We start from the raw sequence: 20,434 nt of genomic DNA, 5'->3' as shown, positions 1-20,434 counted from the left end.
AGAGAAATGGCAAAAGATAGGATGCTTTATATGAAATTATGTTTTGTAGTAATAGTCTTTGGACTATCTTTTATTATTTGTAACAAGCATTATATTAAGTATAGTGCTTGTTACAAGCTTCCGATACCTAAAACTCCATTTTATCCAGATGCTTATAAATTTGCAAATACAAAAGAAGAGTTTTTGTCAAATATGAAATTAATTAACAATGCAATAAAAGTAGAAGCCATTATTGATACAAATAAACTTGATTTTAACAATCATACATATCTCTTTGTGTTTGGCGCACCAATAAAAAAAATGTACTATAGTTTTAAGACTACATTATTTGACGATAAATCTCCGAGTTACGCAAAGGCTATAAGACATAAGAAAAAATGTGTATTTATAAATTATAATATTCCAACAGGGTACACGTATTTGTATGAAATAAAAAAAGACGAGACCCTTACTGGTTTCAATGGAATATAAGAAATTCATTGAATTGACAAAGAATAGAAATCCGTGGATTATTGTTTATCCACGGATTTCTATTTCTTCGCCTGTATATAAGTATAGGGCGTTATGTGTCTATCAATTTACAGCAAGCACATTGGGGCGCAAAAGCTCTTGATAGTATTAGTGAGAGATTGCAGCGTGAATTACCAGGATTAAGAGGCTTTTCTTCAGGCAACTTGAAGAAAATGCGTATCCTCTATGAGGAATGGCAATGCCTTTCAATTGGTTCGCCATTGGCGAACCAATTACAACAGCTTGAAAATAAGATAGAAGAAGGTGTTGAAATAGGAGAAAAGACACTCCTTTGTATTAACAGACCTATAGAGTCAGCAGACTTACGTATAAAAACCAAACAGGATATGCCTGAAGAATTACAGAAGGCTTTGCCTGATTTGGATAAGATGAAAGATTTATATTGCAAATCGTTGTAAATGTGTATTCACATTATATAAAATGCGTATTAAGGAGTAAGGTAATAAAGTTCTTACTCCTTTTTCGTATCTGTCACAATGGATGTTAGGGGCTTTAGATGGCGAAACTGCAGTTTCTATACTTTTATATACAGCAATAACCGCCATTTAAATGTTAAAATCGGACAGGATTGGCAGAAAATCCAAGTAAACCTTGCAATAAAACTAGGAAATTGCCGTTTTTTATGGTGTAACTTTGTAAGGTTAAACTAAATAATAAAAAATGAAGAAATTCGTGATTTGCCTTCTCGCTTTTCTTATTTGTGGTTGTAGAAGAACGATTGATTTCGATTTCGACACCTACAAACAATCTCTCCATATCAGTAATGGCTATTTTTATGACTTATGTTTTGAAAATGACTCCGTTCTTCCAAATGGAAAATCATACGAAGGCGCATTATTTTTGATATGGCAAGATTCATTATGTGTACCTCCTACAAAAATTGATTTGAACAACTATATTCCAAATGGATATATTGTTAGTCGTGGTGGAATACCATCATCTGAAAGAAAGATAAAACTAAAAGCGAACTCCACCTATACAATTTCATCCACAGGCTTGGGTGCTGTGGAATGTCGTATTAAGGCTTGGACAAATCGCAATGGGAAAATTTTAAAAGCAGTCAAATATTGACTATAAAAACTTAATCTTAGAATCCTTGAAAAGAAAAGTTGAATGTTCAATCAGAAATTTTACTATATGTGGCAAAAGTATTTCATAGTAATAATTTTGTTCTGTTTGTATGCCTGTAAAGGTGAAAGAAAAGAGCAAAATACAAACTCAACAATAATTGAGAAGAAATGGGCGAAAGATTGCAGTAATGATTCCAAAATTCATGTTTTATCGTCTAATGCTCAATTTGCAAATGGGAAAAAAGTTCTAACGAACAAACAGGAATATATGCAAATGACAAAAGATTGCATATATAATGTAGAAACTCTTGTTGCGAAATATCTTGAAGACAAAGATAAAAAATCATTATTCTAATAAAAACAATACAATAGATTGTTATTTTAGACAATACTTATGCTATAAAGAAAATATGCATCTTTTTGTATTCGCGAATCTGTATGCATATAGAACTACAAAATATGAAATAAATACGACCAACGCATTTGCAGATAATCCTAAAAATCATGTTGTTAATCCTCTCAATGGCAACAATAAGGACTATAAAATGTTGTTAGTGAACTTATCAGAAAGGTCAATATGTAGTTTTCATTAAAGTTTTCAATATGAAGTATATTATAACATTTGCAATGTGTTTGTTCTTGATGTGCTCTTGTGACAATCATGATTTTGAACTATCTGAAAAAGAACAAGTTTTTTACATCAACCAAATGCTGTATTTTTCCATTGAGCCATGGGACAGCCTTAGCAAAGCATATTCTTATGACTTTTTCCTACGAAACCCGAAACCATGCAAGGAAGTTGACACCATTTATTTAGAAAGGAAGATTCCAAATAAATTTAAAGTAATTGAATCTTCTTCATACACACGAGAATATAATCTCGACCCTTCATTCATAAAATTATTGCCAAATACACAATATATAGTATCACATACTGGAATGGGCGCCAGAGTAAATATTTTCAAATATTATTATACTGACCCTTTTGGTAAATTACATGCTAATGATTCACTGAATGAACATATTAACGTGGACTCCATCCGAATCCACCTTAATAGATAAAGCATTTGTCTTGCGCCCAACCAACGTAGGACAAGGGCTTTTCCTTTGTGGGCAGCAGCCATCGGCATCATCTCCTGTTACGCTTCGCTTCATCTGCACCTTTTTGGTGAGAACAAATACCTTCTCGAACACCGTACCGACGGCACCGATGCCTTCGAAACGCTCTATATCGGCTGCGAGAAGTTCCCACAGCACGATTTATATCCAATTGCTATTGGTGGAGTAAGAAAATTGCTAATTTTTGCAGAAAATAAAAAGAAATTCTGTATCTTTGTCGCAATAAAAATAAAAATAAAAAGAAGTATGAAAAAGATAGTTTTTATTCTACTCATTTTTTGTAGTTTTCTTGTAGTATGGGGATGCTATAAGAATAAAACGAAATGTGTTCCACAGAAAGAAGCAACTTCTGATTCTTCTATGAGAAGTAATGACGACACTCTAAGCCTTATGATAGAGCATGAGGTTGACGATGTTGATTATGGAGTGATTATAAAACGTGGCGACAAGACCATTCATCGCTTCGGATACAAATATCCTGAAGATGATGATCTTGTACCAAATGAAGAACGTATTGATAGTTGTCTGTTGACTGACTTGAATTTTGACGGTATAAAAGAAGATGTGCTGTTTTATTTGGGTAGCTTTGGTGCTTCTGGCACTGAACATTTTGATGCATGTGTTTGGAATCCTAATACTGAGCATTATGACAAAATTGAAGAATTCAAAGATATTCCAAACCCCCAAATCAGCGACAAATACAAGTGTATTCTTTCAAGAGTGTATGTTTCTTCCGCAGAGAACGAATATGCAAAATATGTATGCACCAATGGACATCTCATTAAGGTTGCCGAATTGAGACAATATTGGAAAGGGAACATTTATCCAGAGCGAGACAGGGCTGTTTATGAAGAGCATTTTATTAAAGCTAATGTTTGGAAGAGAAACTTGAAACTAAATCAAATTAGCGATTTCTGGAAACCGGTCGTACCGTTTTGATTATATCCAATTGGAGTTGGTGGGGTCATATAAAAATAAAAAGGAATTATGGGCAAATATCGCTTTCCATAATTCCTTTCTAATTTTTTCTTTTTAATGAGTTGTAGATATTACCTTTTTCCCAGACAAATCATATATCTGTTCTTCCTTTTGTGGACTTATTGTAATGTTATTGACTCCTGTTGTCGGGAAATCATCCGTTTAAGGGGTAAATACCGTACAACGAGTGAAACGATTAATAAAAGTACAATCATCGCAATAATACTATTGATTTTACGTTCTTTTCAAAGAAAGGGGTTGTGTGATAGTGGCTTAAAGGCTAAAAGCACTACCTTTGCATACAATAATAAAAAATAACGCAATGAAATGATCAAAATATTTAAAGACAATGAAAAGAATTATCGATAGTACATTAGTAATACTTTCTTTGATGTTGATCTTCGGTTGCAAGGAAAGTAAGGTGGGGCAGGGAAACCCTACCAAAGACAGCATGTCTATTGACACCGATAGTGTGATTTCGGGCAAGGTCTTTACCAAGCAAGATATTGCATCGGAAGATACGCTTAACGCTGTTATAAGAACACAATCTCCCAAGTCCAAGGATTTCGATTTTGAAGTATTTATTATGCGAGGGGAGAAAACTGTACAAATTATACCTTTCTCTTATCCAAAGGACGATACTTTTGACCCAAATGGTGGCCGGAAGGATAGCTGTCTGATGGCTGATGTGACGTTTGATGGCAATAAAGATCTGTTGGTATATTTGGGACAATTCGGAAATCAAGGTGTGGAATATTGGGATGCTTATGTCTGGAATGAAGTCAAGCAGAAGTTCTTGTTTGTTCCATCATTCCATGATATTCCCAATCCTACGCTTAACGAAAAAGAAAAGATTATTGAATCTTTCAGCCGTGGTTCTGCCGTTGATTATGAGTTTGGAAAATGGAAGTTCGAGAAAGGAGTGTTTGTACAAAAAGAACTTCTGTCACACCCTCCGAGAGAGAGTGAATAGTGTTATTCTCCGTTCATCACCACTTCATGGCCTCCTTGGGAAGCAACAACTTCGTGCTTTCTCTAAAGGCATGGATTCAAAAAACAGACGCAACAAGTGAATCGAGCAGGAAGAAAACTGCTTCGTTTTCCTCCTACTCGATTGCTCGGCATGAGCTTATCTAATGGGTGCAAGTCCCTAATAAGCCTGGTGTGGGAGGTCGGTAAATGTGAAAATAGGAAGCAACTGCCTTTTATGATTAGCATTTACCTCCTACCCGATTCGAAACGAAGAATGCGCTTGTACCAGATGGTCGTTATCTATTATTTCTGATTAATTTTCTTTTTAATTTCATTCACCTCTTTAAATAGGCTATTAGCAATGCTATCTTTAATTGCTGCCATCTGTATCATTTCGTTATGATAGCGAATTGAGTCCTCGTAAATATTTACATGAGTTCTCACTTTCTCAATAACTTCTTTATTTGGGCATACAGAAAAGTTCTTTTCGATGTATCGAACATTTGGATCGTTAGATGGAAGAACCATCTTCAAAGCACGATATTTCAAGTCTGCCTCCTCCCAATCTTGGTGCTCTCGCCATTGGGTGAGGTTGCCCCAAATGGAGAGAACGAGAGATAGAGCCAAGCCGCCAATGAAAAGAAGAACATACTTTGATGTAGGCTCGAAGCGATGGGTGACAAGTTTCTTCTGAGGTGAATTGTTCATCACTTCAAGTTTATCTTGCAATGTCTTTGAGGAAACATCATTCTCTTGTCTCATCTGCTTGACTGCATCAACCAAGAACTTGCTTCGCTGCTCATTTTTGCCAAGTTCAACCTTGATAAGGTCAGCAAAAACGATAATGGCATCTCTTAATTTGGATATTTTACCTCTGACTTCCTCTTCTTTGATAAACATCGCATTGATTGACTTATCCAACTTGGTTATGTCATTACTTGCAGGAACGGTTTCCGCTCCTGCGTTCTTTGTGGAGACAGAAAGTTCATCAACTTTCTGCTCCAATCTCTCAACTGTGCCGTAGATGGCTTCCAATAGTTCTTCTTTCATCTTTCTTTTGTTGTTTGAATGGTTTGTAACTTGCATCAAAGGCTAAAGCCTCTTCTGCGTTTCTTCTTTTTCTTCTTGGATGATTCATCCTCTGGGAATTGCTCAAAGGTCTGTGCATTGGCAGAAGCAAAAAGTCCTATGGAAGAAATACCATTCCATGGGTTCTGGCTGCTCTCCGACATGAATGGCAACAGCTCGTCCTTGAAACTACCTTGCTCATATTGTTGAGTAGAAATGGCTCTTGCTGATACATGGTTCTCCGTTCCCTCAAATCTTGCATTCAGTTTGCCAAAGCTATAGTCTCGGCTAATCTGCGTACCCTTGAAGCTATATCCATCCTTGCAGAAACGGATGCCTTGAACCTTGATTTGCTCCTTGTCCTTATAGACAAACTCCAAGAGAACACCTCGCTTTGCAAGTTCATTCTTGAACTTCTGCCAACTACCTGCGGTTTTCAAGACATCCTTGACAACATTGTGAATCTCGTATTTGGCACGCTCAGCATTGCGTAACTTGCGAGTATTTGTCTTGCTTTTGTCCGTTCCGTAAGTCAGCCCATACTTGGATTTTAGACTCTTGGTCACCTGCTCATTACGCCTGTAATCATTCCTGTCTGATATGAGTTTGCCCTCGTTATTGATGCGGTTATACACGATATGACAATGTGGATTGTCCGTATTGTGATGCCTTACGATGATGAATTGGGTATCGGTGATGCCCATCATCTGCATGTATTCAAGGGTTATCTTAGCCATGAACTCATCCGTCAAACGTGGCTTGTCCTCGGGTTTGAAGCTCAATGCAATGTGTCCCACAGGCTTCTTAATCCTTGGATTTAGCTGCCTCTGTAGCTCGAAACTTTGCATTATCTCGGCATTCGTGCCGAGTAACACACCATCCGAGGCGATGATTTTCGCCTCGTCCTTGCCTGTAACATAGCGGATGCAACCACCAAATGAGCTGCCCTTCTTTAGCTTGCCTATCATGTGGTATCCTCCTTTCTGCCCATACTGCTTGGCTTCGGTTTATAACTTGCTTGGCGATACTCGCCAAGGATGGATTTCAATCTTCTCAACAAGTCCACCACATATACATGGGTTTCATGGAAACCTCTCTGATGCGACAGCTTGGTAAGTTGGTTGAGATTGTTCGCCATGCCAATGAGATTCTTGGCGATGGCTACCGTCTCAGTGTTGTGTCCACTGACCACCTCGCCGTTCAAGGCGGACTCACGGATGTACTCCGCCAACTTACGGTTGGCTTTTCTCGCCCTCAGTCTCAATGCCTCGTAGCTTGGTTTCGAGAACTTCACCGTGACAGACTTCGACAGCTTGCGAACCCTGCCCGTGGGCGGTCTTCCGCCCTTTCTCTTGTCTTGTTCCTGTACGTTTGTCATTCGATACACTGTTTACAGTTGGTACACTCACTTTTTGCGACCGTCGGGAGCAAAATTTCTCCGCCCTCATGGTGGAGCGAGGCGTTTTGGGGTTCCCAAAACATAACCTCGCTCCCTCTCAGAACACGTTAGTTGGAACTACAGCCTTTCATCTATCCACGTCCAAGGTCGCAGACCTTAATTCTCACAATTTGCGCCAAGCCTCGAAGTCCTCTTCATAAAGGCTTAGGTGGTGGCGCACGATGTTCTCGATGATGCCCGATACGCTCATGCGTCTCCCTCCGAGGATGCGGACGATACGATCAAGACGGTCTCGTACATCGGAACTGACGAAGACTGGCTTGCGGTCGTCAATCCTTGGAACTTGGAGGAAGGTCTGCTGATACTCCTCCAATGTCGCCTTGCGCTGCTTGCCACTGATGCGCTTCTGCGGATTCGGTGGCGATTGAGCCTCGTTCGTTGATGTTTCCTCTCTATAGGGAGTTGTTGCAGCAACTTTCTCTACAATTGCTCTCAACTCTGGGTTCTCTACATCATCATAGAGAGAATTACAACTACTTGGATTGGCTTTGTTGCCATACGCAGATGGTTTAACAAAATCCAACATACTCTTTTTCCATCAGCTCCTTTTGCCCAGGAGCCAAGACTGCATCTTTTGTTCTTGCCATAGCTTATGCTGTTTTATTTGTTAGTATAGTGGTCACGGTTTGCACCATTGACCGATTGTCGGGTGCAAAGTAAGTGTACTGAGTGCAGCCATGCAACTGATTGGGTGTAACGTGGCAATTTAGTTGTGGCTTGCTTATTTGCATACCGAGATAGTTGTGAGAACTTCAACGTATTTCTCAACTCATCATTGTTCATGTATTCGTTGCAGTCGTGCAAGTTTTTCTTGTTGTTTTTGGCGTTGAAGTCGGCAAACCCCGGCAACATACTGCCACAGAAATTGAAAACGCTTGTTTTTAGATTGCCGTGCCTTATCTTTGCACTCACAAGCGTGGAGCACAGCATATGCGTGGAGCTTTGCGACATATAACATAGTATTAACTTAGAAAAAAGAAAAATATGGGATTCATCGTATTCGAGGAAGAGGCATTCAACTATCTTGATGCCCAGTTGGAGAACTTCGTGAAGCGCATGGACAGAATCCGTGAGCACAGTGAGGACAAGACCATGAACAAGTGGCTCGACACGCAGGACGTGTGTCAGACGCTCAACATCTGCCCACGGACAGTGCAGACGCTTCGGGACAACGGAACTTTGGCTTATACGCAAATCAGCCACAAGACCTACTACAAGCCGGAGGACGTGATGGCTATCGTAGCAGTAGTGGAGGACAAGAAAAAGGACATGCGCTTTCGCAAGCGCACAGGTTAGGCTGTCAATATACAACAGCCACTTAATCCAAAGCAGCAAGTAAACCGAGTAACGTAAGTATCAACAATAAAACGAGACAACTATGAGCAATGAAGTAATGACAAGAAACAGCGAGTGGATGAACCACATCGTGAACCACCTCAACCGAATGGTTGACAACTTTGAACGTGCCGTGATGAACTACCGCCCCATGCTTGACGGTGAGCGCTTCATGACGGACAAGGAGCTTTGTGCCAGACTGCAACTGAGCCGAAGAACCCTGCAGGACTACCGAAACAACGGTGTCATCCCGTATATCCAGCTTGGCGGAAAGATACTCTACCGCGAGTCCGATATTCAGAAGATTCTGATGGCTAACTATCGTGAGGCGTACAGAATGAAAGGTGTGTAGGAGAATGTCCTTGATGAGTGTGTGAAATGAACAAGGCGACAACGTATAACTTACCGAGCGTGGCTGTTATAGGTTGTCGCCTCGTTTTATTGGCTATACCGAGTTGTTCGTGTTTGCCGGGTATCATTTGTGTTACCTATATAAATCTAATACCATGCTAAAACACACTGCGGTGGTTCGCCCAAGTGGCTGGAGGCGCAAAGCCTCCAAGGAACGTTGCTTTATGGCTGTTCTATGCCATTGCATTCTCTGTAAAGATACAGACCAGTTTAGTGCGGCTTGTCTGTCTGCCGATGACGGACTGCATGATGAACTCCCGAAAGGCTCTGCTCTCAATGCTGTCAATACGGAAGGCTACCGCAATGACGAGTTCAAGGCTATACACATCATAGCTGATGCGGTCGTTCTTTCTGACATGACGGCGTACACCCTGCTCTTTCAGAATGCCGTCCTTGAATATAGCCTTGACAGCCTTGCGCACATAGCAGCCGAATACATTATACATGTCGGCAATCTCCTGCATGGTCATCCATACAGTATCGGTCGGCATGGATACCGTTCCGCTCTCGCTGATAGTTATAACTCCTCTGTTCATTTTCCAATAGTTTTTTCGTTCGATAATCTGTTCCTTTCTCGCTTGGCAATAAGCTTATCCATGTCATTTGAAATCTTCTGCTCCGTCACCTGCGCATAGACCTGTGTGCTTGTAATGTCTGCGTGTCCCATCATCTTGGCTATGCTGCCGATGGGAATGTCCTCGTTGAGCATCAAGACTCCGAATGTATGGCGGCTGGCGTGGAATCCCAACTTATTACTTATGCCAAGCACCATTCCAAGGGTATGCACATCAAGATAGATGTCTTTCTTCTCACCCAGTGGAAAAACAGGCTTGCTGTCGTCCGTGGTATTGTAGAGCGAAAGAATCTTCTCGGCTATCGGATGGAGCGGCACGAAGAACTCCACGCCTGTCTTCTCTCTTTCCTTGCGGATGAACTTCCTACCATCGGAGTTCTCACTGATATGGTGAGGGTACAGTTTCTTTACATCTATATAGGATAAGGAGGTGAGCGAGGCAAAAATGAAACATCTGCGTGCAAGCTCCGTTCGCTCGTCAGCCATCGGGGTAGAGAGCATCTTGATGAAGTCTGCCTTGCTGATATGGGTCATCTTCGGGGCTGCCTTCTTCTCATACCCTATCTTGGCTATGGGATTGAAGCGGATAATGCTCCTGTCCACTGCCTTGTACATCAACATGTTCAGCCAGAGAAGGCAATGGTTCACGTAGCTGTCGATGCGTCCCTGGTCTCGTTTCAGGAATAGCTTGTATTCCTCCCCGAAATTCTCGTCTATGTCCTCAAAGGCGATGTCGTCCTTATCCAACGAATGGACAAAGGCTCTCAGGTTCTTCTGCCATGTTCGCTTGTGCAGAAAGGTTTGTCTGGCTTTTGAGGTTCGATACCATTCCACGATGGTATCACCAAAGTTCAGCAAGAACCTTCCTGTCGTGTCCTTGTCCTTCAACACAGCCTTCAGCATTTCCACGGTGATGATGCCATTGGTGGTAAGAAGTAAGTTGTATTTATCCTTGACCTCAGCAAGGAAACTTGCCAATCGTCCGTTGTCCCTTGCATTCCGTACCTCTCCCTTCTTGGCGTTCCACTCCTGTGGTGTACAGGATATGCCTGTGGAAATGGCTGCACTTTTGCCGTCAACGGTGATGCGGCAAAGTATGTTGGCTGTTCCGTCTGCCTTCACCTTCTGTCTGTTGATGTAAGGCAAAATTGAAAATGTACTTCTGCTCATAGTTGTTGTCCTTATAATATAATAATGTAGTTGAAACTGTAAAAAGAAAAGTTGAAAGCCTTGTTCATAATGCGAGAATAAAGTCCTTCTCGGTTGCAGCGATGAACTTGTCCATGTCCTCAAACAGCTTCTTTTGGGTTACTCTCGCATACCGCTGCGTCATCTTCACATCCTTGTGACCGAGCATCTTGCAGATGGTCTCCATCGGCACACCTGCCTCCAGCGTAATGAGGCTGGCGAACGAGTGTCGTGATACATGCACAATTTAAGCAAAAGCAACGGAAAGTAAAGATGGGAGAAATGAACTGCAAGTGGTTGAGAATGAGCAATATTTCATAATTCTGCCAATTGGCTGCAAAGCAAAGCCGAGCAGGATATTGAGTTATTTCAGTTACCAAACCGTTAGCGGTCAGTTACCGAAACCAACACTGCTAACGAGGTGAAAAACAAATAGTTTGTCACCAGTGTTTGTTGCACTGTTCTGCACAACTTTCAATGACAGAGAATGCTTACTGATTGATTATTTTTGCAAACTAAAAAAGTAAGCAGATGAAAGTTGAAAAATTCAAGGTGCTGCTCTACCTCAAAAAGAGCGGATTGGACAAGAACGGTAAGGCTCCCATCATGGGACGCATCACCCTCAACCGAACAATGGCGCAGTTCGGTTGCAAGTTGTCATGTACGCCAAAGTTATGGAATCCACGTGAGAGCAGACTTGACGGCAAGAGCAAGGAGGCTGTGGAAGTGAACGCCAAGATTGACAAGCAGTTGCTGGCAATAAACTCAGCCTACGAGTCACTTGTGGAGCGCAAGACGGATTTTGACGCAAAGGCGATAAAGGATCTGTTTCAATGCAGTGCAGACACTCAGATGACCTTGTTGAAGCAGCTTGACGCCATCATTGCGGACATTGAGTCAAGAATCGGCATCGACTACAAGAAAGGCACGCTGCCAAACTACCAGTACACTCGCCTGACATTGGGATTGTTCGTCAAGAAGCGTTATGGAACTGACGATGTGGCATTCGGTGAGCTTGACGAGCAGTTTATCCGTGAGTACATGGACTTTTGCTTGGACGAGAGAGGTCTTGCACTTGATACAGTCCGCCACTATCTCGCCATATTGAAGAAGACCTGCCGAATAGCTTTCAAGGCAGGACACTCCGAGCGTTATCATTTCATGCACTTCAAGTTACCTCAAAAGAAAGAGAATCCACCAAAGGCATTGACACGTGAGGACTTCCTGAAAATTCGTGACCTCGAAATACCAGAGCGAAGAAAATCGTTGGCTTTGACCCGTGACCTTTTCCTTTTCGCCTGCTATACAGGCACGGCTTATGCCGATACGGTTTCCATCACGGAAGAAAACCTCTTTCGTGATGAGGAGGGCAGCCTTTGGCTGAAATACCATAGAAAGAAGAACAAGATGCTTGCACGTGTGAAGTTACTGCCAGAGGCGCTTGCCATGTTGGAGAAATACAAAGACCCGACAAGACCAACTCTTTTACCGCCACAGGAATTTCGAGTGCTGAGAGGTAACATGAAAAGTCTCCGAGTACTATCTGGCATAAGTATGGATTTGGTCTATCATGTTGGACGGCACAGTTTCGCATCGCTCGTTACGCTCGAAGAAGGTGTTCCGATAGAGACTATCAGCAGAATGCTTGGTCACAACAACATTCAGACCACGCAAATCTATGCACGTGTCACCCCGAAAAAGCTATTTGAGGATATGGACAAGTTCATCGAAGCCAACAAAGACTTCAAGTTTGTCCTGTAATATTTTCACAAAATAAGAAAGGAACATAACAATGAGAAGTACATACAAGCAGTTTTATTATATCAACCGTGGCAGAGTAAAGGCAGACGGAACCACATCTATATTTTGCCGTATCACGATTGACGGCAAAGTGTCAGCCATAGCAACAGGTCTTTACTGTGCTCCCGAAGAATGGGACACGAAAAAAGGTGAAGCCAAGAATGCAAGAGTGAACGGACAACTGCAAGCGTTCAGACTAAGAATTGACGAAGCCTACGAGCAGGCAACAAAGGAAAAGGGCATCGTTACCGCCGAGATTCTGAAGAATGTTATTGTTGATGCAAATACTATCCCGATGACATTGCTTGCCACTGGCGAGGAGGAGCGTGAACGCCTTAGGCTGCGCTCCATCCGTATTAACTCAACATCTTCTTATCGCCAATCTAAGACATCGCAGCTAAACTTGCGAGAGTTCATCGGGTTACGAGGAATGAATGACATTGCATTTGAAGATTTGACTGAGGAATTTGGTAAATCTTATAAGTTGTTCTTGATTGGCAAAGGGTATAGTGCATCCAATACGAACCATAATCTTTGTTGGCTGCAACGCTTGGTTTATATCGCTGTTGACAGAGGTCTGCTGAAATTCAATCCATTGGAAGATGTCGGATATGAAAAGAAAGGCTCACCAAAGCGTAGACATATATCCAGAAATGACTTGCTGCTCATTATGGAGACTCCTATGGAGGATAAGGCTTTGGAGTTGGCACGAAGAATGTTTGTTTTCTCCAGCCTTACAGGTTTGGCTTATGTCGATTTACGTAACCTGTATCCACACCATATCGGGATGACGGCAGACGGTAGAAAATACATTCGTGAGAAAAGAGCAAAGACCAACAACGAAGCGTTCATTCCCTTGCATCCGATAGCTGAACAAATAATGTCGCTATACAATACAGCGGATGATAGCAAACCTGTTTTCCCTCTTTCTTCACGTGATTCCATGTGGTTTGAATTTCATTCACTCGGTGTGGCTTTGGGTATAAATGAGAACCTTACCGCACACGTTGCAAGACATACATTCGGAGTAAACATGGTTACTTCGGGCATATCAATGGAAAGCATCGCCAAGATGATGGGGCATTCCAACCTGCGAAGCACCCAGGTCTATGCCGTCATCACCGACGACAAGATATCCAAGGACATGGACAAGCTGATGCAGCGCAGAGAAACAAAAGAAACTGACCAGAATAAAAATAAGGAGGACGGGAAATGAACAGAGGAGTTATAACTATCAGCGAGAGCGGAACGGTATCCATGCCGACCGATACTGTATGGATGACCATGCAGGAGATTGCCGACATGTATAATGTGTTCGGCTGCTATGTGCGCAAGGCTGTCAAGGCTATATTCAAGGATGGCATTCTGAAAGAGCAGGGTGTACGCCGTCATGTCAGGAAGAACGACCGCATCAGCTATGATGTGTATAGCCTTGAACTCGTCATTGCGGTAGCCTTCCGTATTGACAGCATTGAGAGCAGAGCCTTTCGGGAGTTCATCATGCAGTCTGTCATCGGCAGACAGACAAGCCGCACTAAACTGGTCTGTATCTTTACAGAGAACGCAATGGCATAGACCTGCCATAAAGCAACGTTCCTTGGAGGCTTTGCGCCTCCAGCCACTTGGGCGAACCACCGCAGTGTGTTTTAGCATGGTATTAGATTTATACAGATAACACAAATGATACCCGGCAAACACGAACAACTCGGTATAGCCAATAAAACGAGGCGACAACCTATAACAGCCACACTCGGTAAGTTATACGTTGTCGCCTTGTTCATTTCACCCCACTCATCAAGGACATGTATTTCTCCTACAAGCCCTTCATTCTGTACGCCTCACGATAGTTAGCCATCAGAATCTTCTGAATGTCGGACTCGCGGTAGAGTATCTTTCCGCCAAGCTGGATATACGGGATGACACCGTTGTTTCGGTAGTCCTGCAGGGTTCTTCGGCTCAGTTGCAGTCTGGCACAAAGCTCCTTGTCCGTCATGAAGCGCTCACCGTCAAGCATGGGGCGGTAGTTCATCACGGCACGTTCAAAATTGTCAACCATTCGGTTGAGGTGGTTCACGATGTGGTTCATCCACTCGCTGTTTCTTGTCATTACTTCATTGCTCATAGTTGTCTCGTTTTATTGTTGATACTTACGTTACTCGGTTTACTTGCTGCTTTGGATTAAGTGGCTGTTGTATATTGACAGCCTAACCTGTGCGCTTGCGAAAGCGCATGTCCTTTTTCTTGTCCTCCACTACTGCTACGATAGCCATCACGTCCTCCGGCTTGTAGTAGGTCTTGTGGCTGATTTGCGTATAAGCCAAAGTTCCGTTGTCCCGAAGCGTCTGCACTGTCCGTGGGCAGATGTTGAGCGTCTGACACACGTCCTGCGTGTCGAGCCACTTGTTCATGGTCTTGTCCTCACTGCGCTCACGGATTCTGTCCATGCGCTTCACGAAGTTCTCCAACTGGGCATCAAGATAGTTGAATGCCTCTTCCTCGAATACGATGAATCCCATACTTTTCTTTTTTCTAAGTTAATACTATGTTATATGTCGCAAAGCTCCACGCATATGCAGTGCTCCACGCTTGTGAGTGCAAAGATAAGGCACGGCAATCTAAAAACAAGCGTTTTCAATTTCTGTGGCAGTATGTTGCCGGGGTTTGCCGACTTCAACGCCAAAAACAACAAGAAAAACTTGCACGACTGCAACGAATACATGAACAATGATGAGTTGAGAAATACGTTGAAGTTCTCACAACTATCTCGGTATGCAAATAAGCAAGCCACAACTAAATTGCCACGTTACACCCAATCAGTTGCATGGCTGCACTCAGTACACTTACTTTGCACCCGACAATCGGTCAATGGGGCAAACCGTGACCACTATACTAACAAATAAAACAGCATAAGCTATGGCAAGAACAAAAGATGCAGTCTTGGCTCCTGGGCAAAAGGAGCTGATGGAAAAAGAGTATTTGGATTTTGTTAAACCATCTACGTATGGCAACAAAGCCAATCCAAGTAGTTGTGATTCTCTCTATGATGATGTAGAGAACCCAGAGTTGAGAGCAATTGTAGAGAAAGTTGCTGCAACAACTCCCTATAGAGAGGAAACATCAACGAACGAGGCTCAATCGCCACCGAATCCGCAGAAGCGCATCAGCGGCAAGCAGCGCAAGGCGACATTGGAGGAGTATCAGCAGACCTTCCTCCAAGTTCCAAGGATTGACGACCGCAAGCCAGTCTTCGTCAGTTCCGATGTACGAGACCGTCTTGACCGTGTCGTCCGCATCCTCGGAGGAAGGCGCATGAGCGTATCGGGCATCATCGAGAACATCGTGCGCCACCACCTAAGCCTTTATGAAGAGGACTTCGAGGCTTGGCGCAAATTGTGAGAATTAAGGTCTGCGACCTTGGACGTGGATAGCTGAAAGGTTGTAGTTCCAACTAACGTGTTCTGAGAGGGAGCGAGGTTATGTTTTGGGAATCCCAAAACGCCTCGCTCCACCATGAGGGCGGAGGAATTTTGCTCCCAACGGTCGCAGAAAGTGAGTGTACCAACTGTAATCAGTATATAGAATGACAAACATACAGGAACAAGACAAGAGAAAGGGCGGAAGACCGCCTACGGGCAGGGTTCGCAAGCTGTCGAAGTCTGTCACGGTGAAGTTCTCGAAGCCAAGCTACGAGGCTTTGAGACTGAGGGCGAGGAAAGCCAACCGCAAGTTGGCGGAGTACATCCGTGAGTCTGCCTTGAACGGCGAGATGGTCTGTGGACACAACAAATAAGACTTTTGTAATTTTATAAACAGAATAAAAAACATTACAATTAACAATGTAAAAAAATACTAAATTCATCGATATTGTGAAAAATTGACAGGTATTCATGGTGTTTTGTCAACAAAAAGACACGTTTATTTGTTATTAAACGACAAATAGATGTATGTATTGTATAAATAAAGTTAATTTCCAGAATTTCGCGACTGAAAATTTCTCTTTTTCAATTAATAGAGTTACTTTTGCGGATAACAATAGTGAAACCGCCCTACTTTAAAGGCGCATAACAGAAAATATTTTAGTATGGAAAAGTATTCTTTAGAAGCAAAGGAGTTGTTGTCTGAATCTCAAATGTTTGAGGTAAAGGCTGGTGCTGTTGTGCAAGATCATTTACAGCAAGAATGTTCTTTATGTGATTCTTGTATAGGCTGCGCTAGTGCTTGTGCAGTTTGTGTGAATGATGTTTTGTAATTTAAACTAATTGTCAAGATGGTAGAATTCTACCATCTTGATTATTTTTAAGACTCGTAAACTTATGAAATATATTCTTTTTAATGAAAATCTAGTATTGAAACCAGATGAGGGAAGAACTCTCATATTAGCTTCTTTGGTCGGTAGAAATTTGCTTATTGGACAAGATGATTCTTTCACAGATATTATTCACCCTATTTATGCAATGATTCTGTGTTTTGTTGATGGTAGAGAAATCAATGAATGTGTTAATGAGGCAGCATCATATTTGTCAGTTCCAAAAGAATTGGTTCTTAATTTTATTAATTCATTAGTGGATAATCCTAAACAAGTGATACTGAGTGGGAAAAAGGGAAATTCTGTTTTTCCACCATACACTATAGTGTCAATGCAATCACCTAGCCAAATTAAACGTTATTCTCCAAACCTATTCAAATATGACCAAATAGATTTGAGAATGAAGAGACATTTGACTCCATCTACAATTACATTGATGTTTAACAATATTTGTGTAACAAATTGTATCTATTGCTATCAAGATAAATCGCATGTTGCAAAATGTACAATTCCATTAGAACGAATAAAAGAGCTCATCCGTGAAGCTTATAAGTTGAATGTAAATACCTTTGATGTCATAGGAGGAGAATTTTTCTTGTACAAATATTGGAGAGATGTCCTTGCTGAGTTAAGAAGATATGGTTATAATCCTTATCTGTCTACAAAAATGCCATTGCAAGAAAATGATGTGCAGTTCTTGGCAAAACTTAAGGTTCGTGATATTCAAATATCTCTAGATTCATGTATTGAAGAGCATCTAATAGAATCCATAAATGTTAGAAAGGGGTATGTTGCCGAAATGTTGAAGAGCTTGATGTTACTAGAAAAATATGGCATACTTGTAAAGGTTCATTCTGTTTTGACAAAATACACTAAAGATATAGCTGATATGCGCTCTATATATAATGTTCTAAAGAATTTAAAAAATATAGAGGATTGGCATGTAGTAAAAGGAGAAGAAACTTTATATCCAAGAACAGATTATAGTAATATTGAGATAGATTCTCTTTCGTACAATAACATCGTGAATTATCTGAAAGACCTTTCTGACAGCAGTGGTATGTCTATTCATTATCCTAAGTTAGAACAGATTCAAATTGTAAATAACACTATCGATAAATTAAAACAAGCGGAATCTCATTTTTTCAACAGAGCATTCTGTAGCGGTTTGTTCTCTTCATTGTACATCTTACCAGATGGACAAGTTACTATGTGTGAACAGCTATATTGGAATAAGCGTTTTATTATTGGAAATGTTAAATCCAATAGCATCTTGGAAATTTGGAATTCAAAAGAAGCTAAGTCTCTTTATGAGATTAAACAAGAGGATTTCCCTGAAGATTCTTTGTGTCACAGCTGTGGCAAGTTCAAAGAGTGTAGAACATTTAGACAAGTATGCTATAGAGATATAATACGAAAATATGGCTCACAAAAATGGTATTACCCAGATGTAAAATGTCCTTATAATAACCAAAAGTAAGGACGAATTAATTAATAAAAATGAGAAGACTTTTTATTTTTTTATTTCATTTGGCCTGGACACAAATCGTTCTAGCTCAGACTGGTATCGCTAACCAAAATTTCGGAAAGGATACTTTGCAATTAAGGGAGGTTGTTGTTAGAGCAACCCGCCCTTTGGCAAAGTTGAACAGCGAAGGCTTTGTGACAGAAGTCAAAGGTACCGTTTTGGAAAAACTTGGTTTTGCAAAAGATGTTATGGGTATGTTGCCTGGTGTACTGAATAATAATGGTTCCATTGAAGTTTTTGGCAAGGGAAAACCAGTCTTCTATATCAATGGACATATTGTCCGCAATAATATAGAAGTTGAGCAATTGAAGGCTAACCAAATAGATAAGATAACTGTTGTAACGAATCCAAGTTCACGTTATGCTTCAACCGTAGGTTCCATCATAAAGATAACAACCATTAAAAAGGTTGGGGATGGTTTCTCCTTTGATAACATCGCTACTTTTGGCTATCGTAATTATCTGTATGGCAAAGACAATTTGGACTTGAACTATAGGGCAGACAAGTTTGATGTTTTTGGAACGTTTGGATTTGAGAAAGGCAAGGATACGAACTCTAGCAAAAATGTTCAGAATTCATGGCTCTCGTCACATCATCAGCAGAATACGACTATGAAATCGACACAGCACTCAAAGTTGATTGATGGTAAATGGGGATTTGATTTTTCCTCGTCTCCAAAACTCTCATTTGGCGCATTTTACCAAGTATCTTATGCTCCAACAAAGACCAATTCTAGCATTATGTCATCATTATATTCTGATGATGTAATTGAAAGTGAGACTTCCGCATACAAGGATGTCAAATTAAGAGATTTGGAACATTTGTTAGATGGATATTGCCATGGGGTTTGGGGAAAATGGAATTTAGAGATGACTTTTGATTTAATGTGGAAAAAAACACATGAAAATCAAAACGTTATAGAGCAAACCGGCATCAATCAGAATTTCGGAATAAAAGATGTTGGGCATGCTAGGTTAATGGCAACGGAATTATATGCGTCACACCCATTTCTTAAAGGTAATTTTAGCTTTGGAGTAGATTTCACCAATAGTAGCCGTGAGGAGAATTCAGAAAGTGAAAATAGCATTATGGCAGGCGAGAACAATAAAATACAGGAGCTGAACATGGCATATTACGTTGAAACTATGCAGCATCTAGGCAATGTAACATTCCGTATCGGTGGTAGGTATGAGCATGTGAACAGTGAATATTTTATAGGTGGCAGAAAAAATCACGAACAGTCACATGTTTATGATAAGTTTTTCCCGACAGCTTCATTGTCTCTGCCCATTGGAAAAACCATGGTGCAGTTGAGCTATTCTAAGCAATGCTATCGTCCATTGTACTCTCAGTTGAGCAACACGGTTCACTATGTTAACAAATATCTCTATCAAAGTGGAAATCCGTATTTGCAACCATCCTATAGCGACAACATCTCTTTGAATTTGAGGTATCGCTGGTTGGCATTAACTGCTAATTATAAAAAGGTACGAAACCAAATAATAACATCATATACATATTATGATGATGCGAAGACGATTGCCTTGCTCAGAAAGGAAAATTCTAGAAACTGTCTGTCTAACTTACAGATTATGGCTTCTTTTATGCCCGGATTCCTTTGGAAATGCTATTATCCCGTATTGGCATGTGGTGTTGTCTCTCAATTTTACAAGATTGATTACAGAGGAAATATAAAGCATGTGGATAATCCTTTGGTCGTAGTTAAGTTCAATAATATTTTAAAATTCCATAACAACTATATGGCGACAATAAATTACAGTTGGCGTAGTGAGGGAAATAGTGAGAATATTAAGATGGGGAGTGTTGGACAGATAAATCTTTCTTTGGCTAAGGACTTATCTAAAAAATGGAATGTCAAGTTGTCAGCAAATGACATCTTTAATACTGCCCGCAAAAATACCTTTACCATTTTCAGCGGAATGAATGATGTCTATATTGAAAGGGCTGCGAGTGTAAGGGCAGTGGAATTTATCGTAAGATATAAGTTTAATACAGTTAAAGCAAAATATAAAGGTAAAGGGGCAGGAAAAAAGGAAATGGATAGATTGTAAATGTTTAAAAGTAAGTCATACGA

23 protein-coding genes and 3 pseudogenes are annotated in these 20,434 nt (G+C 41.0%); 16 read left to right on the top strand and 10 right to left on the bottom strand.

Going from position 1 to position 20,434, the window contains the following annotated elements; translation table 11 throughout:
* Positions 1–6 precede the first annotated feature (6 nt).
* From FO447_RS12970 to FO447_RS12955, 4 genes are all read left to right on the top strand, one after another.
* The gene (locus tag FO447_RS12970) at positions 7–471 is read left to right on the top strand and encodes a hypothetical protein (RefSeq protein ID WP_153113742.1); all 465 of its coding nucleotides are present in this window, start codon (positions 7–9) and stop codon (positions 469–471) included.
* A gap of 41 nt (positions 472–512) precedes the next feature.
* The gene (locus FO447_RS12965) at positions 513–929 is read left to right on the top strand and encodes a DUF1016 N-terminal domain-containing protein (RefSeq protein WP_238406106.1); all 417 of its coding nucleotides are present in this window, start codon (positions 513–515) and stop codon (positions 927–929) included.
* Between the two features lie 262 nt (positions 930–1,191).
* Positions 1,192–1,602 carry a hypothetical protein gene (locus FO447_RS12960; RefSeq protein ID WP_178465208.1) on the top strand — a complete coding sequence of 137 codons (411 nt, stop codon included), beginning with the start codon at positions 1,192–1,194 and terminating at the stop codon, positions 1,600–1,602.
* A 42-nt stretch (positions 1,603–1,644) separates the two neighbouring features.
* Positions 1,645–1,956: a hypothetical protein gene (locus FO447_RS12955; protein ID WP_200756700.1), complete on the top strand. Its 312-nt coding sequence runs from the start codon at positions 1,645–1,647 to the stop codon at positions 1,954–1,956.
* 653 nt (positions 1,957–2,609) lie between these two features.
* Here FO447_RS12955 and FO447_RS12950 read toward each other — a convergent pair.
* Positions 2,610–2,858 (bottom strand): hypothetical protein, encoded by a 249-nt coding sequence (locus FO447_RS12950; RefSeq protein ID WP_200756698.1) that lies wholly within the window; start codon positions 2,856–2,858, stop codon positions 2,610–2,612.
* A 108-nt stretch (positions 2,859–2,966) separates the two neighbouring features.
* Here FO447_RS12950 and FO447_RS12945 point away from each other — a divergent pair, with 108 nt between their 5' ends.
* Entirely contained in the window at positions 2,967–3,659 is a 693-nt protein-coding gene (locus tag FO447_RS12945; protein WP_200756696.1) for an XAC2610-related protein, read from the top strand.
* A 388-nt stretch (positions 3,660–4,047) separates the two neighbouring features.
* Positions 4,048–4,671, top strand: coding sequence for an XAC2610-related protein (locus tag FO447_RS12940; RefSeq protein ID WP_118192582.1), 624 nt, complete (start codon positions 4,048–4,050; stop codon positions 4,669–4,671).
* A gap of 302 nt (positions 4,672–4,973) precedes the next feature.
* Here the strand turns inward: FO447_RS12940 and FO447_RS12935 are convergent, their stop codons facing one another.
* The 4 genes and pseudogenes from FO447_RS12935 to FO447_RS12920 form a co-directional block, all read right to left on the bottom strand.
* A complete protein-coding gene (locus FO447_RS12935) occupies positions 4,974–5,720 on the bottom strand; it encodes a hypothetical protein (RefSeq protein ID WP_200756694.1) in 747 nt (248 codons plus the stop codon).
* Between the two features lie 35 nt (positions 5,721–5,755).
* A complete protein-coding gene (locus FO447_RS12930) occupies positions 5,756–6,706 on the bottom strand; it encodes a relaxase/mobilization nuclease domain-containing protein (protein ID WP_200756692.1) in 951 nt (316 codons plus the stop codon).
* The gene (locus tag FO447_RS12925; protein ID WP_200756691.1) at positions 6,703–7,116 is read right to left on the bottom strand and encodes a plasmid mobilization protein; all 414 of its coding nucleotides are present in this window, start codon (positions 7,114–7,116) and stop codon (positions 6,703–6,705) included. Before FO447_RS12925 ends, FO447_RS12930 begins: the two co-directional genes overlap by 4 nt.
* Before the next feature lie 184 nt (positions 7,117–7,300).
* Positions 7,301–7,784 (bottom strand): annotated as a pseudogene (locus tag FO447_RS12920) (DUF3408 domain-containing protein).
* Positions 7,785–8,181: 397 nt separating this feature from the next.
* Between FO447_RS12920 and FO447_RS12915 the strand changes: the two are divergent.
* On the top strand, positions 8,182–8,493 hold the full coding sequence (locus FO447_RS12915) for a helix-turn-helix domain-containing protein (RefSeq protein WP_200756689.1): 312 nt from the start codon (positions 8,182–8,184) through the stop codon (positions 8,491–8,493).
* Positions 8,494–8,575: 82 nt separating this feature from the next.
* Entirely contained in the window at positions 8,576–8,884 is a 309-nt protein-coding gene (locus FO447_RS12910; protein ID WP_008656558.1) for a helix-turn-helix domain-containing protein, read from the top strand.
* A gap of 232 nt (positions 8,885–9,116) precedes the next feature.
* On the opposite strand, the gene FO447_RS12905 is transcribed toward FO447_RS12910, so the two are convergent.
* From FO447_RS12905 to FO447_RS12895, 3 genes and pseudogenes are all read right to left on the bottom strand, one after another.
* On the bottom strand, positions 9,117–9,479 hold the full coding sequence (locus FO447_RS12905) for a hypothetical protein (protein WP_005942354.1): 363 nt from the start codon (positions 9,477–9,479) through the stop codon (positions 9,117–9,119).
* Positions 9,476–10,687 (bottom strand): site-specific integrase, encoded by a 1,212-nt coding sequence (locus FO447_RS12900; protein ID WP_200756687.1) that lies wholly within the window; start codon positions 10,685–10,687, stop codon positions 9,476–9,478. Before FO447_RS12900 ends, FO447_RS12905 begins: the two co-directional genes overlap by 4 nt.
* A gap of 64 nt (positions 10,688–10,751) precedes the next feature.
* A pseudogene (locus tag FO447_RS12895) lies at positions 10,752–10,946 on the bottom strand (tyrosine-type recombinase/integrase); the annotation flags it as partial.
* 290 nt (positions 10,947–11,236) lie between these two features.
* On the opposite strand from FO447_RS12895, the gene FO447_RS12890 reads away from it, so the two are divergent.
* Genes FO447_RS12890 through FO447_RS12880 form a run of 3 tightly spaced genes read left to right on the top strand, consistent with a single transcriptional unit; the run spans position 11,237 to position 14,080 of the window.
* Positions 11,237–12,466 carry a site-specific integrase gene (locus FO447_RS12890; RefSeq protein ID WP_200756685.1) on the top strand — a complete coding sequence of 410 codons (1,230 nt, stop codon included), beginning with the start codon at positions 11,237–11,239 and terminating at the stop codon, positions 12,464–12,466.
* 31 nt (positions 12,467–12,497) lie between these two features.
* On the top strand, positions 12,498–13,721 hold the full coding sequence (locus FO447_RS12885; RefSeq protein WP_153133674.1) for a site-specific integrase: 1,224 nt from the start codon (positions 12,498–12,500) through the stop codon (positions 13,719–13,721).
* Entirely contained in the window at positions 13,718–14,080 is a 363-nt protein-coding gene (locus FO447_RS12880; RefSeq protein ID WP_005942354.1) for a hypothetical protein, read from the top strand. The genes FO447_RS12885 and FO447_RS12880 overlap by 4 nt, the downstream gene beginning before the upstream one ends.
* Positions 14,081–14,318: 238 nt before the next feature.
* Here FO447_RS12880 and FO447_RS12875 read toward each other — a convergent pair whose 3' ends face one another.
* On the bottom strand, positions 14,319–14,627 hold the full coding sequence (locus tag FO447_RS12875) for a helix-turn-helix domain-containing protein (RefSeq protein ID WP_025066990.1): 309 nt from the start codon (positions 14,625–14,627) through the stop codon (positions 14,319–14,321).
* Positions 14,628–14,709: 82 nt separating this feature from the next.
* Positions 14,710–15,021, bottom strand: coding sequence for a helix-turn-helix domain-containing protein (locus FO447_RS12870; RefSeq protein ID WP_008656559.1), 312 nt, complete (start codon positions 15,019–15,021; stop codon positions 14,710–14,712).
* Positions 15,022–15,418: 397 nt separating this feature from the next.
* On the opposite strand from FO447_RS12870, the gene FO447_RS12865 reads away from it, so the two are divergent.
* The 5 genes and pseudogenes from FO447_RS12865 (at position 15,419) to FO447_RS12845 (ending at position 20,411) form a co-directional block, all read left to right on the top strand.
* Positions 15,419–15,901 carry a DUF3408 domain-containing protein gene (locus tag FO447_RS12865; protein ID WP_200756683.1) on the top strand — a complete coding sequence of 161 codons (483 nt, stop codon included), beginning with the start codon at positions 15,419–15,421 and terminating at the stop codon, positions 15,899–15,901.
* A gap of 184 nt (positions 15,902–16,085) precedes the next feature.
* A pseudogene (locus FO447_RS12860) lies at positions 16,086–16,289 on the top strand (plasmid mobilization protein); the annotation flags it as partial.
* Positions 16,290–16,586: 297 nt separating this feature from the next.
* Entirely contained in the window at positions 16,587–16,754 is a 168-nt protein-coding gene (locus tag FO447_RS12855) for a hypothetical protein (protein ID WP_200756681.1), read from the top strand.
* Positions 16,755–16,818: 64 nt separating this feature from the next.
* A complete protein-coding gene (locus FO447_RS12850; protein ID WP_118255921.1) occupies positions 16,819–18,291 on the top strand; it encodes a radical SAM/SPASM domain-containing protein in 1,473 nt (490 codons plus the stop codon).
* A 20-nt stretch (positions 18,292–18,311) separates the two neighbouring features.
* Positions 18,312–20,411 (top strand): TonB-dependent receptor domain-containing protein, encoded by a 2,100-nt coding sequence (locus FO447_RS12845; RefSeq protein ID WP_200756679.1) that lies wholly within the window; start codon positions 18,312–18,314, stop codon positions 20,409–20,411.
* Positions 20,412–20,434: the final 23 nt, after the last annotated feature.

Origin of the sequence: Segatella copri (assembly GCF_015074785.1) — a bacterium.
In the GTDB taxonomy this organism is placed as follows: Bacteria; Bacteroidota; Bacteroidia; order Bacteroidales; family Bacteroidaceae; genus Prevotella.
Note: the sequence above shows the minus strand (reverse complement) of the source record. Positions and strands in the feature narration are given on the sequence as shown.

Coding starts and splice junctions, on each gene's coding strand:
- FO447_RS12970 (WP_153113742.1), top strand. CDS start 7: ATGGCAAAAGATAGGATGCTTTATATGAAATTATGTTTTGTAGTAATA.
- FO447_RS12960 (WP_178465208.1), top strand. CDS start 1,192: ATGAAGAAATTCGTGATTTGCCTTCTCGCTTTTCTTATTTGTGGTTGT.
- FO447_RS12955 (WP_200756700.1), top strand. CDS start 1,645: ATGTTCAATCAGAAATTTTACTATATGTGGCAAAAGTATTTCATAGTA.
- FO447_RS12945 (WP_200756696.1), top strand. CDS start 2,967: ATGAAAAAGATAGTTTTTATTCTACTCATTTTTTGTAGTTTTCTTGTA.
- FO447_RS12940 (WP_118192582.1), top strand. CDS start 4,048: ATGAAAAGAATTATCGATAGTACATTAGTAATACTTTCTTTGATGTTG.
- FO447_RS12935 (WP_200756694.1), bottom strand. CDS start 5,720: ATGAAAGAAGAACTATTGGAAGCCATCTACGGCACAGTTGAGAGATTG.
- FO447_RS12930 (WP_200756692.1), bottom strand. CDS start 6,706: ATGATAGGCAAGCTAAAGAAGGGCAGCTCATTTGGTGGTTGCATCCGC.
- FO447_RS12925 (WP_200756691.1), bottom strand. CDS start 7,116: ATGACAAACGTACAGGAACAAGACAAGAGAAAGGGCGGAAGACCGCCC.
- FO447_RS12915 (WP_200756689.1), top strand. CDS start 8,182: ATGGGATTCATCGTATTCGAGGAAGAGGCATTCAACTATCTTGATGCC.
- FO447_RS12910 (WP_008656558.1), top strand. CDS start 8,576: ATGAGCAATGAAGTAATGACAAGAAACAGCGAGTGGATGAACCACATC.
- FO447_RS12905 (WP_005942354.1), bottom strand. CDS start 9,479: ATGAACAGAGGAGTTATAACTATCAGCGAGAGCGGAACGGTATCCATG.
- FO447_RS12900 (WP_200756687.1), bottom strand. CDS start 10,687: ATGAGCAGAAGTACATTTTCAATTTTGCCTTACATCAACAGACAGAAG.
- FO447_RS12890 (WP_200756685.1), top strand. CDS start 11,237: ATGAAAGTTGAAAAATTCAAGGTGCTGCTCTACCTCAAAAAGAGCGGA.
- FO447_RS12885 (WP_153133674.1), top strand. CDS start 12,498: ATGAGAAGTACATACAAGCAGTTTTATTATATCAACCGTGGCAGAGTA.
- FO447_RS12880 (WP_005942354.1), top strand. CDS start 13,718: ATGAACAGAGGAGTTATAACTATCAGCGAGAGCGGAACGGTATCCATG.
- FO447_RS12875 (WP_025066990.1), bottom strand. CDS start 14,627: ATGAGCAATGAAGTAATGACAAGAAACAGCGAGTGGATGAACCACATC.
- FO447_RS12870 (WP_008656559.1), bottom strand. CDS start 15,021: ATGGGATTCATCGTATTCGAGGAAGAGGCATTCAACTATCTTGATGCC.
- FO447_RS12865 (WP_200756683.1), top strand. CDS start 15,419: ATGGCAAGAACAAAAGATGCAGTCTTGGCTCCTGGGCAAAAGGAGCTG.
- FO447_RS12855 (WP_200756681.1), top strand. CDS start 16,587: ATGGAAAAGTATTCTTTAGAAGCAAAGGAGTTGTTGTCTGAATCTCAA.
- FO447_RS12850 (WP_118255921.1), top strand. CDS start 16,819: ATGAAATATATTCTTTTTAATGAAAATCTAGTATTGAAACCAGATGAG.
- FO447_RS12845 (WP_200756679.1), top strand. CDS start 18,312: ATGAGAAGACTTTTTATTTTTTTATTTCATTTGGCCTGGACACAAATC.